General features: G+C 36.0%; 16 protein-coding genes, 3 pseudogenes and 1 other annotated feature. Of the genes and pseudogenes, 3 read left to right on the top strand and 16 right to left on the bottom strand.

Annotated elements, in window-relative coordinates; genetic code table 11:
- Positions 1-91: 91 nt before the first annotated feature.
- From Q9306_RS21010 to Q9306_RS20985, 6 genes and pseudogenes are all read right to left on the bottom strand, one after another.
- Positions 92-328 (bottom strand): annotated as a pseudogene (locus Q9306_RS21010) (pentapeptide repeat-containing protein); the annotation flags it as partial.
- A gap of 57 nt (positions 329-385) precedes the next feature.
- Positions 386-907 carry a YfiT family bacillithiol transferase gene (locus tag Q9306_RS21005; RefSeq protein WP_306202001.1) on the bottom strand — a complete coding sequence of 174 codons (522 nt, stop codon included), beginning with the start codon at positions 905-907 and terminating at the stop codon, positions 386-388.
- 23 nt (positions 908-930) lie between these two features.
- Positions 931-1,431, bottom strand: a complete 501-nt coding sequence (locus tag Q9306_RS21000) for a GNAT family N-acetyltransferase (protein ID WP_306201998.1) — start codon at positions 1,429-1,431, stop codon at positions 931-933.
- A 77-nt stretch (positions 1,432-1,508) separates the two neighbouring features.
- Positions 1,509-2,828 (bottom strand): FAD-dependent oxidoreductase, encoded by a 1,320-nt coding sequence (locus tag Q9306_RS20995; protein WP_306201996.1) that lies wholly within the window; start codon positions 2,826-2,828, stop codon positions 1,509-1,511.
- Between the two features lie 116 nt (positions 2,829-2,944).
- On the bottom strand, positions 2,945-3,109 hold the full coding sequence (locus tag Q9306_RS20990; protein ID WP_306201993.1) for a hypothetical protein: 165 nt from the start codon (positions 3,107-3,109) through the stop codon (positions 2,945-2,947).
- Positions 3,110-3,121: 12 nt separating this feature from the next.
- Positions 3,122-3,901, bottom strand: a complete 780-nt coding sequence (locus tag Q9306_RS20985; protein WP_306201991.1) for an undecaprenyl-diphosphate phosphatase — start codon at positions 3,899-3,901, stop codon at positions 3,122-3,124.
- A 194-nt stretch (positions 3,902-4,095) separates the two neighbouring features.
- Between Q9306_RS20985 and Q9306_RS20980 the strand changes: the two genes are divergently transcribed.
- Entirely contained in the window at positions 4,096-4,506 is a 411-nt protein-coding gene (locus Q9306_RS20980) for a VOC family protein (RefSeq protein WP_306201989.1), read from the top strand.
- Positions 4,507-4,573: 67 nt separating this feature from the next.
- On the opposite strand, the gene Q9306_RS20975 is transcribed toward Q9306_RS20980, so the two are convergent.
- The 5 genes and pseudogenes from Q9306_RS20975 to proB form a co-directional block, all read right to left on the bottom strand.
- Positions 4,574-4,948 carry a nucleotide excision repair endonuclease gene (locus Q9306_RS20975; protein WP_306201983.1) on the bottom strand — a complete coding sequence of 125 codons (375 nt, stop codon included), beginning with the start codon at positions 4,946-4,948 and terminating at the stop codon, positions 4,574-4,576.
- Between the two features lie 244 nt (positions 4,949-5,192).
- Positions 5,193-5,318 carry a hypothetical protein gene (locus Q9306_RS20965; RefSeq protein WP_280141378.1) on the bottom strand — a complete coding sequence of 42 codons (126 nt, stop codon included), beginning with the start codon at positions 5,316-5,318 and terminating at the stop codon, positions 5,193-5,195.
- A 156-nt stretch (positions 5,319-5,474) separates the two neighbouring features.
- Positions 5,475-5,600, bottom strand: a pseudogene (locus Q9306_RS20960) (helix-turn-helix domain-containing protein); the annotation flags it as partial.
- A 79-nt stretch (positions 5,601-5,679) separates the two neighbouring features.
- Positions 5,680-6,927 (bottom strand): glutamate-5-semialdehyde dehydrogenase, encoded by a 1,248-nt coding sequence (locus Q9306_RS20955; RefSeq protein ID WP_306201980.1) that lies wholly within the window; start codon positions 6,925-6,927, stop codon positions 5,680-5,682.
- 198 nt (positions 6,928-7,125) lie between these two features.
- On the bottom strand, positions 7,126-8,229 hold the full coding sequence (gene proB, locus Q9306_RS20950) for a glutamate 5-kinase (protein WP_306201978.1): 1,104 nt from the start codon (positions 8,227-8,229) through the stop codon (positions 7,126-7,128).
- 170 nt (positions 8,230-8,399) lie between these two features.
- Positions 8,400-8,610: a binding site (T-box leader), on the bottom strand.
- Between the two features lie 663 nt (positions 8,611-9,273).
- On the opposite strand from proB, the gene proC reads away from it, so the two are divergent.
- Entirely contained in the window at positions 9,274-10,092 is an 819-nt protein-coding gene (gene proC, locus Q9306_RS20945; protein ID WP_306201976.1) for a pyrroline-5-carboxylate reductase, read from the top strand.
- Positions 10,093-10,344: 252 nt separating this feature from the next.
- Here the strand turns inward: proC and Q9306_RS20940 are convergent, their stop codons facing one another.
- The 4 genes and pseudogenes from Q9306_RS20940 to Q9306_RS20925 form a co-directional block, all read right to left on the bottom strand.
- The gene (locus Q9306_RS20940; protein WP_306201999.1) at positions 10,345-11,472 is read right to left on the bottom strand and encodes an NAD(P)/FAD-dependent oxidoreductase; all 1,128 of its coding nucleotides are present in this window, start codon (positions 11,470-11,472) and stop codon (positions 10,345-10,347) included.
- Positions 11,473-11,643: 171 nt separating this feature from the next.
- Positions 11,644-12,939 (bottom strand): MFS transporter, encoded by a 1,296-nt coding sequence (locus Q9306_RS20935; RefSeq protein WP_306201974.1) that lies wholly within the window; start codon positions 12,937-12,939, stop codon positions 11,644-11,646.
- A 120-nt stretch (positions 12,940-13,059) separates the two neighbouring features.
- The gene (locus tag Q9306_RS20930) at positions 13,060-14,277 is read right to left on the bottom strand and encodes a MerR family transcriptional regulator (protein WP_306201972.1); all 1,218 of its coding nucleotides are present in this window, start codon (positions 14,275-14,277) and stop codon (positions 13,060-13,062) included.
- A 71-nt stretch (positions 14,278-14,348) separates the two neighbouring features.
- Positions 14,349-15,819 (bottom strand): annotated as a pseudogene (locus Q9306_RS20925) (amidase family protein).
- Positions 15,820-16,123: 304 nt separating this feature from the next.
- On the opposite strand from Q9306_RS20925, the gene secY reads away from it, so the two are divergent.
- Entirely contained in the window at positions 16,124-17,428 is a 1,305-nt protein-coding gene (gene secY / locus Q9306_RS20920; RefSeq protein ID WP_306201970.1) for a preprotein translocase subunit SecY, read from the top strand.
- Between the two features lie 177 nt (positions 17,429-17,605).
- Here the strand turns inward: secY and Q9306_RS20915 are convergent, their stop codons facing one another.
- Complete coding sequence (locus tag Q9306_RS20915) at positions 17,606-17,749, bottom strand: hypothetical protein (protein WP_306201961.1); 144 nt, start codon at positions 17,747-17,749, stop codon at positions 17,606-17,608.
- Between the last annotated feature and the right edge of the window lie 16 nt (positions 17,750-17,765).

The raw sequence follows: 17,765 nt of genomic DNA, 5'->3' as shown, positions 1-17,765 counted from the left end.
GGACTGGAAAGGTGCGGTTGCAATTATACTCAAACGAGTCCGAGATTCCCAGGGGAGAGGTCTGCCTATTTTTGGTTAATCAACACGCCTGAGTACATCCCTTAAAGCCTTGTTGTCTCAGATTTTTATGAATGCTGCACCGAAAATCCGATTGGAGATTTTTGCATGGCGTTCCACCGTCTTTATTAATTGCAAAATCTGCAGAAGCTGCAAAAGGTAGTGCAACGCAACATAAGCCGAAGCATTTTTCGCAGTCAGCACGCAAACTATTCATACTAGTATCACATTTTACATTAAGATTATTTTGTTGTTCAAACAATTCGTGCATCTCCCTTGTTTCTATGTTCTTTACATGAATGAATATATATTATAATCTCTAAAACTATTACCACCCTAATCGATTACGAAGAGAAGTAATGTGTGCTGTATGATGACGACCGTGCCATGCATAAAGTCCAATTGTCACGCCTAGTTTATTAGACCCTGTTTCCGGATGATGAAATGTCTTTTCAATATCACTAGTTTTCATTGATTTTAGCAAAGTAACCCATCTCTTATGTAATGATTCTAAAAGCGCTAAAGATACTTCTACAGGAAGTTCAGAATCAGGTAGATCTGCCCATTGCCCTTCCATATATGGTTTAATCGTTGGATTATTTTCTGTCAGCGCTAATTTAAAACGAATATAGCTATTCATATGACTATCTGCAATATGATGAACAACTTGGCGCACTGTCCATCCACCTGGACGATACGGTGTATCAAGCTGAGTTGTATTTAAGTCTTTTATTGCTTGCGTTAATTCAGTAGGAAGGTTTTCAATTTGCTTTATCCAATTTTCAATTGTTCCTTGTGTAATCGTTTCTTCATAAGTAAAATGACCGATTGGAAAACGTAAGTCCATAATTGTATTGCTCTCCTTTTTTTGTTTTAGTTAGTATGTCTCCAAACATAATGGATAAAATCAGTTTGATATGCGTTTGCATCAATTGAAATACGTGAAAAATCGCTCTTCTCTAATACTTTTTGAGAAGCAATGTTATCAGTTGTTGTTTTCGCATGAATTTCCGTAACGTGATAATTTGCCAATTCATCTAAAAGGAGTGTTACACCTTTAGTTGCAGCACCTCTCCCAGCATATTTTTCTCCTATTCTATATCCAAGATACCCCAATTCTTTCTCTTTCTCAATGTCTACTAAATTAATTCGTCCAACAATTGTTCCTTCATGATTTCTAATGAGATGAAAATATGAGATCCCTTTTAATTGTTCTTGTAATAATTCATAAAATATCTTCTGAAACGTTTCAAATGTATAGTAATCCTCACCGCGACTTGGTACCGTCTTTTCGAAGAAAGCTCTGTTACTACATTCAAAAGCAAACAATTCCTCTGCATCCTGTTCCTTTAACTTTTCTATATAAAGTTCCATCCGCTAATCATTCCTTTTCGATATCTATCAACTATATACATTTTGCTATTTAGTCATGAAATCCTGCTGAGGAACGACTATTTTCTTCGGTTCGTAAATACAGCAAATAATACTTTTGGATGAAAAAGGTGTAAGGGACTACGTATGAGATTCATAACTCGGACTAATCGAATATAAATATCTGAATTGCTTGCGGAAAGTTGATATATTTTTTTCGTATACCACTGTTGAAAAGGCTGCATAAAAGGTTTACTTCCTCTAATCTTAGGATGACGAAATGATTCTGTAGTAGTCATTTCCCACGGCGTTGCAATAATCTTGGCTATTCGCTTATAAAATTTTCTAGTAAATCCTTTTTCTAGCGGACTGCCTTGCTGCAGGCATCGCTGCAATTCTACTGCTTCCATTGCCGCGACAGAAATTCCTTGTCCAAATACAGGATCAAAACGACAATGAGCATCACCAATTACTAAGAAACCTTCTGGCATATTTCTCGCTAAATCAAAACGCCGTCGCACTTGACAAGGAATCTTATGTATTTTTATATCTGTAATCGATTCTGCTTGTGTAAGAAAGCCAAATACATCTGGAATAGGTAATTTATGTGCAAAGATAAGAAATTCTTTATCAGTTTGTGGTGCAGGCTCATTGGCATAACCACTAAACGTTACTAAATAACGATTCTCTTCAATAGTTTGAATAAATGCACCATAAGGATTTTCAGGGAAACTAGGAGAAACAAGTAAATTACACCAGTCAGGTCGTTCTTTCTGTTTTAAGCAGACTAATTTCGTTGCATAAAATAACTGGATCCAGACTTTTTCTTCCTTGACTTCTATACCATGTGTTTGTAACCAATCTATATTTTTAGAACCAAATCCGCTTGCATCAACGACTACATCTGCATGAACTTCCTCTTCTATCCCTGTTTTCAAACATTGTATTTTCACTCCAGCAATTTTGTTTTGCTGCTGATCTATTAGCAACTGCTTCACCTTTGTTTCATATTTCGTTTTAACATTAGAGACTTGGTTAATCCTTCTTTGCAAGTGCCACTCGAGCATTGGCCGACTCTGTTGGACCATTTTCAATTCTCCAACAAAAGGTCGCTTCCATAAACCAAAATGATGCCACCTTAAATCTCCCGTAAAGTTATTTACAATACCTCCATCTTCAATTAATTGCTCCGTAATGCCAGGAAATAATTTCTCAATTGCTTCTTCTCCACCTTTTAACAAAACATGAGGATGATAACTTTGCGGAAGCTTCTTTCTAGGTGTCTTTTCTGTCCATTCTTCTGCCATTTCTAAAATTATTACTTGCTGAAAATAATGTGATAATGCCTTGGCAACAAGTTTTCCAGCAATGCTTCCTCCAATTACAATTGCAGTCTCCAATAGATTACCTCCTGAATGTTATTCAACTTAAACCTCTTAAATAATACAATTTATAACAAACTAAAAAAATCCTGTATCATAATACTAATACAAGATTTTAATTTTCAGCGATGATTTCATTCATTTTTATCCTTTATAACAAGTACTGCATGCGTAAATAATCCACAAGCAATCCCAACAAAAATCCCAATGTTAGGCTTTTCTAATAAAGTTCCCGCAGCGAGTCCAAACATAAAAAATCCTCCATAAAATAAACTTACTGCTTGCCCATATTTTTTCATCGTCGTCCTCCCTTAAAAGAAACCAGTAAATTGTAAAGCGAGAATTAAAATGCCAAGAGCCCATACATAATACGCAAATATTTTGAGAGAATGATGCTTTAAATATTGAATCATCCAGGAGACTGCAATGTAGCCAAAAAACGCTGCAGATAATGTACCAATGATAAGTGAAGTATTTGAGATTGCTTCTGCTTTCCCTTGAAAAACATCAAGTGACTGTAAGATAATTGCTCCAACAATTGCAGGTGTCGATAATAAAAATGAGAAATAAGCGGCTGTTTCACGGTCTAACTTTCTCCATAAAGCAGCAACAATCGTCATACCTGATCTTGAAATTGCCGGAAAAATCGCAACTGCTTGAAATGAACCGATAATAAATGCATCTTTATATGTAATATCGTCCATCTTCTTCCGTCCGCTTTTTTGTTTCTCTGCCATATATAAAAATAAACCGGTCACTAAAAACTCCCATCCGATTGTAATACCCGTTTTTGAAATCTCTTCAAAGAAATCTTTAAATAATAAACCAATTACCACTGCAGGAATTGTTCCGATCATTAATAAATACGTTAACTTTGAGAACGGATTTTTCATTAAATAAATAAATTCTTTTTTATAGTAAATAAAAACTGCTATTAACGTCCCTATATGAAGCATCGTATCTAAAAAAAGACCTGCCTCATCTAAACCAAAAAGGTGTCTCCCTAAATACAAATGACCAGTACTGCTAATAGGCAAAAATTCCGTTAACCCTTGAATAATTCCTAAAATAAAGGCTTCTAACCAATTCATGATTGTCTCCTTTCAAGTTTGCTTGTACCAGTATATGTTTGTAATTTTTAGTTATGTAACATTATTCGTTTTTAATGGGTTGTTATATTGTATAACAATTGACAATCGCGAACTCTTAAAGATAATATAAATGCATACACAAGAATGTACGTTCGTTTTATAGGGTTAAAAATTATTAAAGGAGTGAATTAGAAATGGATAATTCAAGTCAAAAAATTACTACGTTTTTAATGTTCCGGGGAACAGCCGAGGAAGCAATGAATCATTACACTTCTATATTTGATCAATCAGAAATAATAAGTATTTCTCGGTACGGAGCGAACGAAGCTGGCGAAGAAGGAACTGTGTTACATGCTGCCTTTTCATTAAAAGGACAACGATTTATGTGCATTGATAGTAGTAATAAAGATGTACATCAATTTACACCCGCTATGTCACTGTTTGTCTCTTGTGAAACGGAAGAAGAAATTGATCGAGCTTTTGATAAATTATCTCAAGATGGTGCTATTTTAATGCCACTAACTAATTCCCCGTGGAGTGCGAAATTCGGTTGGGTTCAAGATAAATATGGCGTTTCTTGGCAGCTAAATCTTGCGAAAAACTAATTTTGCAAATAAATGCAAAATAAAATGACCTCAGCATAATGCCGAGGTCATTTTATTTTTAAATTTTTTATTTAAAAAACACTTTATCTACATTATATTTCGCTTGAAGTTCATTAATAATGTATGTTTCGTAAATTTCTCGTTCCATCGGATCTTCTACGATACATGCATCAATTCGATATACTTCATCTCTGTATGCTTTGATCGGTGAAACATTATCTTCAAAATGCTTTTTAATTCTTTGACGTAATTTACGTGCCTTTCCAACGAATAGCAGCTCATCATTAATATTATAAAACATAAAAATGCCGCCTTTATCTCTTGGAATCAGGTGGAAATCAATAAATCCATTAATTGGAGTGATTATTGGTTCATCACCTTTTATTACTTGTTTACGCTCTGTAATTGTAACGTCTGATGTTGGTATCTCAATTTTGATCACTATATGTCACGTCCTTTTTTGTTATAAAGGAAAATAGTATCACAATTATGTAAAAAAAACCATTATAATGTTATCACATGTATATATAATATATGTGAGCTGAACAAAGGGCTCTCTCTTTTCAATGAAAACTCACGAATTATTTGATGAATAGAATCTCCGGTCTCAGAAACATTCATTTTAGTATCTCTTAAAAACATCAGGTTAATTTTGAGGGACAGATTTACTGCCCCATATTGTTTACTTATTTTGATTTTTTTTGAGCTCTTAATGCTATTTTCTCAAGTCCATTTTCTCCTGCGAACTCTACATCTGCTTTTGGTAGAGCATTTTTATTATTCTTAAATTGATTATTCTTATTTTTAACCATTTTTTCACCACCCTTGTAGTTTGATTTAATTATTCCTTCAAGGATGCCAACCATAATAAATACGCTATATAAAGATCACGGAGTAAGATTTTTTCATTATCGGCACCCACGATTTTAGTTTGCTTTCTTTTTTATAGGCTATGCGATTTGATTTTCTTCTTTAACTAAACTCATCCATTCGCTCAATAAGAAATTGAATACAAAGCGACTGTAACCAATCGTTTTAGCAATTAATATTTCTTGTTTCTTTTTTGGATAGAATAGAAGTAAGCTACTTCTGATACAGTAACCAAATTCTCACCAGATGCCGCAGGTCCCATCTCATAAAATAAAAGGGGCTTTGCATCTATCCTTCTACTTCTTATCCCCGAATCTGCCCATTCCCACGAATCACATATTTTGTGGAAGTCAATGCAGATAGCCCCATCGGTCCCCGCGCGTGCAGCTTTTGCGTGCTGATGCCTATTTCTGCGCCGAAGCCAAATTCAAAACCGTCAGTAAAGCGGGTCGAAGCATTATGATAGAGCGCTGCGGCATCGACGGACGTGAAAAACTTGCTGACGTTTTCCTCGTTCTCTGTAATGATCGCTTCGGAATGCATGGAGCCATAAGCATTGATGTGGCGAATCGCTTCTTCAACAGAGGAAACGATTTTGACTGCCAGCGTAAGAGACAAAAACTCTGTTTCCCAGTCTTCTTCTGAAGCGGGTACAAGAGAAGAATCAATTGCCAATGCTTTCTTATCTCCACGCAGCTCCACTCCTCTTTCCTTCAAGAAAGAAAACAGCTCGGTACCGAATCGTTGCGCCCAATTCTCATGAAGTATAATTGTTTCAATAGCATTGCATACAGACGGACGCTGTGTTTTGGCGTTTACGATAATATCGAATGCCATCTGTTTATCCGCTGTTTCATCAATAAAAATGTGACAATTTCCCGCACCTGTTTCCAATACAGGAACAGACGCTTCTCTCACTACAGTATCTATCAACTGCTTGCCACCTCTTGGAATAAGAACATCCAAGTACTCGTTCAATGTAAACAGCTGCTTTGCGCTGTCTCGTGAATTATTTTCAATGAGCTGTACGCTTTCTGGAGGCAAGCTTGTTTCTTTAAGCGCACGATGAATGACAGCGACGATGGCTTTGTTGGAATAAGCGGCGGAAGAACTACCACGCAAGATCGCTGCATTACCTGTTTTCAAACAAATTGTGGCTGCATCTACCGTCACGTTCGGACGCGCCTCGTAAATCATCCCGACAACACCGAGCGGCACGCGCATCTCCCGAATAGACAATCCATTCGGCCGTTCCCATGCAGCTACACATTCTCCTACAGGATCGCGCAAATCAATCAGCTGCCGGATACCCTCTGTCATATCAATAATGCGCTGTTCATTCAGCATGAGGCGGTCGAGGAGAGAGGCAGACATTCCTTTCGCTTTACCTTGTTCGATATCCCGTTTGTTCTCCTCCAAAATATAGGTTGTCTCTACTATCAATTGCTCAGCGACAGCCGCCAGTGCCTTATTTTTTTCATTAGTCGATTTGGTCACAAGCTCTCCTGCAATCTTTTTCGCTTTTTGTCCCTTTGCCAACACTTCATTCATTTTCGTTTCCCCCTTTTAAAGATTAAAAAGTATAACATTTGAGACGTGTCCAATTCCGCCAACTAGGCACTACCATCCAAGACTCTCCTACATAGATGTTAGTTGAATCCATCAGACGCTTAGAACGAAAAAGACAAATAGCGCCTTTTAGGACAGAGGCCCCTGTATTCTTCACTTGAACGAGCCATCTCGCAATTCTTAAAATGAAACCCAATTGTCCCTATGAATGACCTCGTAGCTATGCCTTTCGCCTCGCACTTGAATGTCATGGCTCTGCATACCTTTTAGCTCTCGCAATTCCTCTGCACTATATCTGCACTGTCCTTTCCCTATCACGCGTCCTTGCTCTGTGATGACCTCCACGACTTCGCCGACTTGAAAGATCCCAAACACATCGGTAACACCGGCAGGCAGAAGACTTTTTCCACGCTGAATGATGGCAGCGGCTGCTCCGGCATCCACTTCAATTTGTCCGCTGACAAGCGAATGTAGCGCGATCCATTGCTTGTTTATCTTGATCACTTTTTGAGGCGTATTGCCGATATACGTTCCATCCCCTTTACCCTTCAAAACATCTAAAAACTTCTCCCGTCCACGTCCTGTTCCGATGAATACACTCACACCGAGAGATAGTGCCGTCTTTGCCGCATCGATTTTCGATTTCATGCCGCCGGTACCAAGTTTTGAGCCAGCATCTCCAGCAAGAGAGGCGATTTCTTCCGTAACGGCAGGGAGAAAGTAATACTTTTTCGCGTCCGGATTTTTCTGGGGATTCCGGTCATACAAACCGTTCACATCCGTAAAAATCATGAGCATATCCGCCGAGACAAGCCCGCTTACTAAAGCTGACAGCATGTCATTATCACCAAACGTCAGCTCCTCCAAAGAAATAGAATCGTTCTCGTTGATTATAGGAAGAGCGGAGCGGTTTAGTAGCTCCGATAAAGTGGCGTAGGCATTGCTGTATTGTTCTTTTCTGGAAAAATCGCTTCTTGTCAGCAGAAGCTGCGCGGTAACAATCCCATATTTGCGGAATTCCTCCGTATAGGCCTGCATTAACAGACTTTGTCCGACAGCGGCGGCAGCCTGCTTCCCTTTAATTGTCACAGGCCTGCTGGGATACCCGAGAGCGGAAAAACCTGCGGCGACGGCCCCAGATGTAATCAGCACGATTTCATGTCCTTCCTGCTTCAGTCGCGCCAAGGCGGCGACGTGATCTGAAAGCTGTTCGCCAGAGATACCGCCATGATTTGCTGCCAAGGAACTGCTTCCAATTTTTACGACAATTCGCTGTTTTTTCACTTTTGTACCCCCTAGTCTAAAATAAAAGTTTTTTTGTAAATTGTACTGATCCTTTTTCAAATGGAGACAAACTATTCTTCTACCACGTGCAATTTACAGCAAAGAACCTCTCACTAATGATGCCTATCTCACAATAAAGAGCCAAATAAAAAAGACCGCTCCGCCCTTAAAAAAAGGACGAAACGGTCTTTGTTCCGCGGTACCACCTTCATTGATATAAATCTATATCCGCTTGTCGCCTGTAACGCAGGCACACGCCTAAACTTTCGTTTAAGACTCAGGGATAGGTTCGATAATTTCTATACGAGGAATCTTTCAGCCTGCGAATTCCACTCTCTTGCGCAAGAAGACATATGTACTAGTTCCCTTCAACGATTTTCACTTTAATTTTTATATAGTATGCAATATAACGCATTTTTATGTCAAGAGATATTTTAGAAAATAAGGAAGGTGACAAGTTTAATTCTTGTTAATAAATAAAGATTTAGGATTTTGCAGATTACAAAACTACTCTGGGAAAATTGCACGATAAGGACTACACCCCCTTACTATGACGACGTTCTCAAATGAGAAAAACGTTGATATAACTATACTTTATCTCTTGTTCTTAAACATAAAGTTTTCTAAACAAATATCTCTTTAAGTACAACAAAAGGAGAAATTCGTGTCTAAACGTACAGTTTTCACTAAATAATATTGTGATTCCTAAATACTCTATATATAAAACTGCTTTTTTCAAATACTTTAAATAACAATCCTTTCAATTCCCTATGCTATTGATAGTGATACGTTTATATTCTCCAAAATTATTTAAACTGTTATTAAGTGGTATATGAAAATGTACTTGTTTAGTGCAGAATAAAAGTGATTTCTATATATTTTTTGTATTGCAAAAAGTAATGTACTCACTTAAAATGTTTTTTTATACTAATCTCGATATAGTTTATAATGTTTATTTCTTCTGTACGGGATATCATTATTTTTTTAGAATAATAATTTTCAAACCAATAAAATTTATAATAAAAGGAGCAAGAGTGAGTTATTATGAACAAACAAATAGGATTCATCGGATGCGGAAACATGGGTATCGCTATAATAGGTGGAATGATTAACAAAAATATAATTTCTTCAGATAAAATAATTTGTTCAGATATAAGTGTCACTAATTTAAAAAATGCTAGTGAAAAATATAACATAACTACAACTACTGACAACAATGAAGTAGCTAACAATGCTGATATTTTAATTTTATCAATCAAACCAGACCTATACTCATCAGTAATTAACCAAATAAAAGAGCAGATAAAAAACGATGTAATAGTCGTAACTATTGCTGCTGGAAAAAGTATTAAGAGTACTGAGAATACTTTCGGCAGAAAGTTAAAAGTTGTTAGAGTAATGCCTAATACACCTGCTCTTGTTGGAGAAGGAATGTCTGCGTTATGTGCTAATGAAATGGTTACAGAAAAAGATCTAGAAGACATACTAAATATATTTAATAGTTTTGGCCAAACAGAGATAGTAAATGAAAAATTAATGGATGTTGTAACATCTGTAAGTGGTTCTTCTCCAGCATATGTATATATGTTTATAGAAGCCATGGCAGATGCTGCTGTACTAGATGGTATGCCAAGAACTCAAGCTTATAAATTCGCAGCTCAAGCTGTATTAGGTTCTGCAAAAATGGTACTTGAAACAGGAATACATCCAGGCACACTTAAAGATATGGTTTGTTCTCCAGGTGGAACGACAATAGAAGCTGTAGCAACATTAGAGGAAAAAGGCTTAAGAACAGCTATCATTTCAGCTATGAAACGTTGTACTCAAAAATCTGTTGAAATATCCAGTTTAACTGATAAGTAAGAAACTACGTTTAGAGGTAACATCACATCTATCAATTTAAGCTATTTTTAATGTTAAAAGCCTGTTACTATTTCTTATAGGGGTACCGTAACATGGCCATCAAGTTAAGAAATTCTTTTCTCTTCACAACAAAAAAAGAATCTTAATTCATATAAATAGTTGTAGAAAAGGAAATTTTTTGTTATGAATTATTATATTTTTTAGGCTGATGGGCATGTAGTGCTACCCCTATATGTAATACATACTATTTATCTAATTCTTTGGTTGTTCAATTGCCCCCGCTACATCATAATAACTAAGATCAAGTTCTGTCTGTTCACCAAGAGCAAGTTTCGCAAGTTCAGAACCTAAATAAGGCCCAGCTGTTAACCCAGAAGCACCAAGTCCATTTGCTACGAGTATACCTTCAAAGTTAGGTAATGCGCCAATTACCGGAAGGAATCCTGGTGTAAATGGCCTATACCCAACTCTCGTTTCCATCATTGTGCTATTTGATAAACCTGGAGCAACTGATAGTGCTTTATCAAATACTTCATGTAATCCACCAGCTGTTACCCTGTAATCAAATCCAGTGTCATTTTCATGTGTTGCACCTACTACTACACGGCCATCTTCAAAAGCGAGAATGTATTGGTCATTTGGTGGCATTACAACTGGCCAATTATTTGTATTCATGTCTTGTATATGAAGATGAACGATTTGTGCTTTTTGGAATGTAACTAAGAAATTGACACCAAGTGGTTGCAATAACTCATTTGCCCAAGCACCCGCAGTTACAATTACTTGATTAGCTGTTAAAGTTTCACCATTTACCTCAATACCGATTACTCGATTGTCTTCATGTACTAATGATGCATTTCCTTTCATATATACCGCGCCATGTTTCTTTGCAGCGTTCACAAGAGCCTGGCGAAGTGCTCTACCGTTCACACGCGCAGCACCGCTAATATGTACTGAGCTATATTCTTCTGATAGTGTTGGAAATAAATTTTTTGTTTCAGCTGGTGATAAACGTGTGATTTCACCAATTTCCGGAGCATCCTCACGTCGTTTATACGCTCGTTCCTCCATCTGATCTAATTTTTTCTCTTCTATATGGATACTAATAGCTCCTACACGTTTATAACCCGTATCTCTTTCGCCATCTGCTTCTAGTTGTTCAATTAAAGAAGCATAGTAACGAGCTCCGCCTTTCGCCATTTGATACCATGCTTTGTTCCGGCGCTGTGACAGCCAAGGACATACAATCCCCGCTGCTGCATCCGTTGCCTGCCCTAAATCTTGACGATCAACCAATGTAACACGAGCTCCTGCTTTTGCAAGATGATAGGCAGTAGATGCTCCAAGAATCCCAGCTCCAACTACAATATACGTTTTCATTTCTAACACCTTTTCCTTTTTCATACTTTTACACGTTCCAGAAATTTGATTTACAAATGACCAAACACATTTTTACCTTTAAGATAAATTTCTTTATTCAGTATACTGTAAGGAGAGTTTTTTTCAACTATAGGGCCTGATTATTACATAATAATCAGGCCCTATAACAAATTAAATACTTATATTTTTTGAAGTTAGTTCAAAGTTCACTTTATTCGCTGAACGCACACTAAATAGAAAGAATAACACTCCTCCTGCAATAGGCATGACGTAAGAAGGCAGGATATTTAATAGAGATCCTGATGATATCATCGCCATAGGAAGCATTATTTTTGCAATACTAATGCCAATGCTTAGTACTCTACCTCTATATTCATCTGGAATCTCTTTTTGCATAAAATAAGCTAGAGGGATATCAATTAGCGCTATGACTACTCCAAACAAGAACAAGACAGCAATGAAATAACAGGTGTAAACGATGGAGTTCAGTTGTAAACTTTTCAGCATAACTGGAACTCCTAACAGAATCATACAAATCGATAAAGCAAAACTTACATATTTTAAAAGAATGGAATAGGAAATTCTTTCTGTGATTTTCTTTACCAATAAAGCTCCTAAAATCATCCCCATCGGAAAGGCACCTTGGATCATACCAAACTCTTTTGACCCTAGCTTTAGAACTGTATTGATCATATACGGTAATGGAACAGTCACTGCAAAGCCGAGAAAGAAATTAATTAATATTAAGATCGTAAACATGCTCTTAATACTTTTTCTTTTGAACAAAAAGTTAAATCCGTCCTTTATATCACTTATTAAATGAATTTTCCCACCTGTATGATCTTCATTTGTTTGGAAATTGAAAAGTTTAAAATGAATAAACATCATCGATATTCCGGAAAGGATAAAAGAAATTCCATTTATGATAATAAAAGTTCTCATATCAAAGATTGCAAAAACAATCCCTCCTAACATGGGGCCTATAATCAAAGAGACTGAGTCGATTATTTTACTAACAGAATTAATATTCATCAACATTTTTTCAGATACAATGTTTGGCTTTGCTGCTTCTAAACCTATTCCAAAGAAAGTAGTAAACACCGTCAAAAGGAAGGTAGTGGTGTAAATGATGAGTAAATTTAATTCATATTTCATACACAATATATAAACAAAAACTAACAGGATTCCACTAAGAAAATCCATCAAAACAACTAACGTCTTTTTATTGACCTTATCTACAATCACCCCGGCAAACGGATTGATGATAATCATCGGAATAGTGCCTAATACGAGGGTCACAGCAAAACTTAACGCCGAGCCCGTCAGTTTTAAAACGTATAACCCTAACGCAAAATTATAAATAGCTGTACCAAATATCGAGACAGTCTTTCCTGTAGAATAGAGGAAAAGATTTTTCATTTCTTTTTTGTTCTTTTCATTACCTATACTCATTTGTAGTGCTCCCATAAATGCTCCACCTCACTTAAACTTTTTATATAATAAAGGTTAAGCTGCCGGGTGAACCCGATATCAATAGGTGTAATCCATAATTTTTTTTGAAAAAAATGAAAAAAGATAGGGTTAACCCTATCTTTTACCAAAAAATGAATATGAATATATTTCTTCCCCCTGTACAAAGAAATTTTCGTACTTCCCGCCTCGATCAACATATTCAGAAATCCTTTCCTCAAGAGGAATATACTTTAAACTGTTGATGTTTTCCTTGATTTTTCTAGCTATAAAGTTGTCTCTGAATTTAGCTTCGATTTTACTTTTGGTGCTAAAGTTTTTAAAAGCTATAAATGTTCCCAATAAGTAACAATTATGCTTAAAAAGGGAATCTACTTCACGTAGCAAAAACTCCTCATTTTCAAAGCTGTAGTTACTAGTACCCGAATGATCAAGCACGATATCGACGGAGTAATCCTCTATTGGTATATTTAAAAAATCAGCGCAAATAAAGAGGACATTTCTTTTAAACCCAGTTCTCTCTAATACACCTTTTAGAAATCGATGCCGTTCTAAGCTGCGATCAACGGCAATATATAAGCAACTTTCCGGTAACTCCCGAAAAACATTTCTCAGAAAAAAACCAACTCCGGATCCTAACTCAAGTACTACTTTATCATTTAAGTCTAATTGACCCAGTTTCCTCTTTAACCATTCTCCAACTTTATGGATATTTTCCAAATAAGATGGATCAGTTGCATGAATATATTCAAGAATAAATTCTTCATGATTGTGGGCAGTAGCCGCTTGAAATGAATTACCAACTTTTAAAATACCTGATTCCACAAAACATTTTTCACCACAATTGCAAATTAACTTTCCCTCCATAATTTGATTTCTATTAATAATTCCATCTTGTAGAATAAGCTTGTCACTACATTTAAAACATCTCAGCATATCGAGTACTTTTAAATCAATCCCCATGACCACGTTAGAACCTTTCGATTTTGCTGATAACGCATCTAATTTCGTCTTTAATTTGTCCTTTATTTCTACTAAATTATTTATTTCCTGCTCAACATGCTTATATTTATCCATAAATAAAGATTGATAGTACGTATCTTGTTCATAATCCGTAAATTCACCAAAATTTTTATAAAGAAACAATTGTTTAATCTCATTTAAACTAAATCCCATCCCTTTAAATTCCAAAATAATTTCTAATACATTTTGACAGCGCTCATCAAAAAAATAATGCCCTCCCTTCTTTTCAGGCACAATCAATCCTAGATCCATATAATGTCTAATAGTATCGATACTTAATTTATTTACTTCTCCAAATTTACCAATCTTCACTATATCACTACCCGTACATATTTTTTTATTCATGAGTTCTGCTGTTCTTACGTCAAAAATAACTATACTTTCTATTTTAAACTAGGATGTTTCCGAAATTTTGTCGATTGCTCAAAAGCGTAACCAATCTTAATTAAAGTTCCCTCACTAAATGCCGTTCCAGCAAAAGTAATGCCAAATGGACGACCGTTTTCCATATATCCTGCTGGTAAAGCAATTGATGGATAACCTGCTTTTGCAGAAAGAGTAGACCCTACATAAGCAGGGAATAAAATGGCATCCAGGTTATATGTTTGAAGCGCAAAATCTATTCCTTCATTCTGTGAATAATAAAGATCTTCCAATTTCGCCATTATATATGTCGAATTACTTAATGTATTTGGTAAAGATTTTCTATATTCAAGCATATTTTGTCCATACTTTAATGCTTTATCGCCAAGTTTATTATTAAATTCTATTAATTCGTGGTCATTATGAACAGGAGCCTGTGATGGTAGTTGATACAGATAATTTCCTAAACTATGTTTTATCTCATAAGTTGGCACTTCATAACTCCATTTTCTATGGAAAGAAGGGATTTCAATATTCTCAATTACTTCTGCTCCCTCTTCTTTCAGAATGTGAATCACTTTAGAGAATAAATGTTTATCAAATTCACCTGGTAGAAAATTTTCTTCAGAAACTTGCTGAAACACACCAATGCGAGCTCCCTTTAACCCGCCCTTATCTAAGTATGCAGTATAATCTTGTACACCACCTTCTTCACAACGATAAGTTGCTGGATCTAGTTCATCTTTGCCGCTCAGTAACACTTAATAAAAGAGCAGCATCTTCTACAGTTCGAGCAATGGGCCCTACAGTATCTTGTGAATATGTAAACGGAATGATACCTGATCTACTAATCAGTCCAACAGTCGGTTTGATGCCAACTACAGAATTTTGTATTGGTGGACTTAAGATAGAGGCATCTGTCTCTGTACCAACCGATAATACCGTAAAGTTTGCAGCCACTGCAGCAGCGGAACCAGAACTGGATCCACCTACAAAAAATTCTGCAGGACCATAAGGATTCAAAGTTTGGCCTCCTCTTGCGCTATATCCAGCCCACATTCTTAGTGACATGCCATTTGCTAATTCTGTCATATTCGTTTTCCCAAGAATTACAGCTCCTGCATCTCGAAGCTTTTTGACTAGAAATGCATCTTTTTGACTCACATGATTTTCTAAAGCAAGCATACCGGCGCTTGTATGCATTTTATCTTCTGTTTCTATATTATCTTTCAATAAAACTGGAATCCCGTGGAGAGGTCCTCTTTTCCCCTTTTTCTTTCGTTCATGATCCATTGCTTCAGCAAGAAAAATTGCATCAGGATTTATTTCAAGTAAAGCGTTTATACTAGGACCAGCTTTATCATACTTTGCGATTCGATACAAATAATACATAACAAGTTCTTTTGCTGTTAACTTCCCCGTTTCCATTGCTTCTTGAATCGCTGCAATTGTTAACTCTTCACCATCTATATTAGGTAATTGAAATTCCATATAGTGAACCCCTTTATTTTTTAAGAAAATTATAACAATTCTTCTCGCCTATAATCTAGCAAAAATCCCTTGTATGTACGTATCTTTTTTCCCTTCCCTCTGTACAAATATTTGTTTTATAGTTATATTATGGTTATTAAGTTGTTACGAAAACATAAACATCGCTCTACTTTATATCCGTAAACTGTTTGAAAATCCATTTGTCATAATGAATTTTAATCGGAAGGAGGTTTACAGTTTATACATGAGGATATAAAAGCTAGTTTTACTTTACATAACTGGTAAACAAATAGGAGGCGACACGATGTTTCGTACAATTTCAAACTTTATGAGAGTAACTGAGATCAGGAGTAAAATCCTTTTTACTTTAGCAGCGCTAATCGTTTTTCGGATTGGCACGTTTATTCCAGTTCCTCATACTAATGCTGAGGTATTAAAAATACAAGATCAAACAAATATTTTAGGAATGCTCAATGTATTTGGCGGAGGTGCCTTACAAAACTTTTCAATTTTTGCAGTTGGCATCACACCGTATATTACAGCTTCCATCATCGTGCAGCTATTACAGATGGATGTCGTTCCTAAATTTGCAGAGTGGGCAAAGCAAGGGGAAATGGGCCGTAAAAAATCAGCTCAATTTACCCGCTACTTTACAATTGTTCTTGCATTCATTCAGTCGATAGGAATGTCTATTGGCTTTAACAATATGGCAGGTGGACATTTAATAACGGATCCAGGCCTAAAAACCTACTTATTAATTGCTACCGTATTAACTGCTGGTACTGCGTTTTTAATGTGGTTAGGTGAACAAATTACCGCAAATGGAGTAGGTAACGGAATTTCAATTCTTATTTTTGCAGGACTTGTAGCAGGAATTCCAAGTATTATGAATCAAATATACTTACAACAAATTCATAATGCTGGAGATCAACTCTTTATGCATATTATAAAAATCGCATTAATTATTTTAGTTATTTTAGCTATCATCGTTGGTGTCATTTATATTCAACAAGCAAACCGGAAAATTCCTATTCAATATGCAAAAGCTTCTAATGGGAACAATCCGTATCAAGGAGCAAAAAATACACACTTACCTCTTAAGGTAAATAGCGCAGGGGTTATTCCTGTTATCTTTGCTTCAGCATTTTTAATGACGCCGCGAACAATTGCGCAGCTATTTCCAAGTTCCGCAGTGTCCAAATGGATCAATACAAATTTTGATTATTCACACCCAGTTGGAATGTGTTTATACGTTGGACTCATTATTGCATTTACATACTTCTATGCCTTCGTTCAAGTAAACCCTGAACAAATGGCCGAAAACTTGAAGAAGCAAAACGGGTATGTTCCAGGCATTCGACCAGGAATAATGACAGAGAAATACGTTACAAAAATCTTATATCGTTTAACTTTTATCGGAGCAATCTTTTTAGGGTCAATCTCTATTTTGCCGATTATATTCACAAAAATTTCCGATTTACCAGCTTCCGCTCAAATTGGTGGGACAAGCTTACTCATTATTGTCGGTGTCGCGTTAGAAACAATGAAAACGTTAGAAAGCCAACTTGTGAAACGTCACTATAAAGGATTTATTAAGAAAGTGAATTAACATACAAAAGCCTCTCACATATCAATATTTTAATGATATATGAGAGGCTTTTCTTTTATCTTATATTTATAGTTCCTGCTTTACTTAAAACCTCCAATTTATTCGTTGCATCACCAATGGTTCCTTCTTTTGATTTTTCAGTATCCCTTTTTTTCTTAAAGCTATTTAAATTGACGCTTAGTCGTTGTTTATTTCTACTTCTTCAATACGCTCTACTTCAAAGGATTTTTTTTCAATACTCTTTGCGCCTACTCCTTTAACATAAAAAACGACTCCACCAATTACAATTAATGCAGTAGAGGCTAATATTATTTTTTTCAATTTTTATTCCCCCTCT

The organism is Bacillus multifaciens (assembly GCF_030756675.1).
GTDB classification, from domain to species: Bacteria; Bacillota; Bacilli; order Bacillales; family Bacillaceae_G; genus Bacillus_A; species Bacillus_A multifaciens.
The sequence above is the reverse complement of the archived record's forward strand: the minus strand, read 5'-3'. Positions and strand labels throughout refer to the sequence as shown.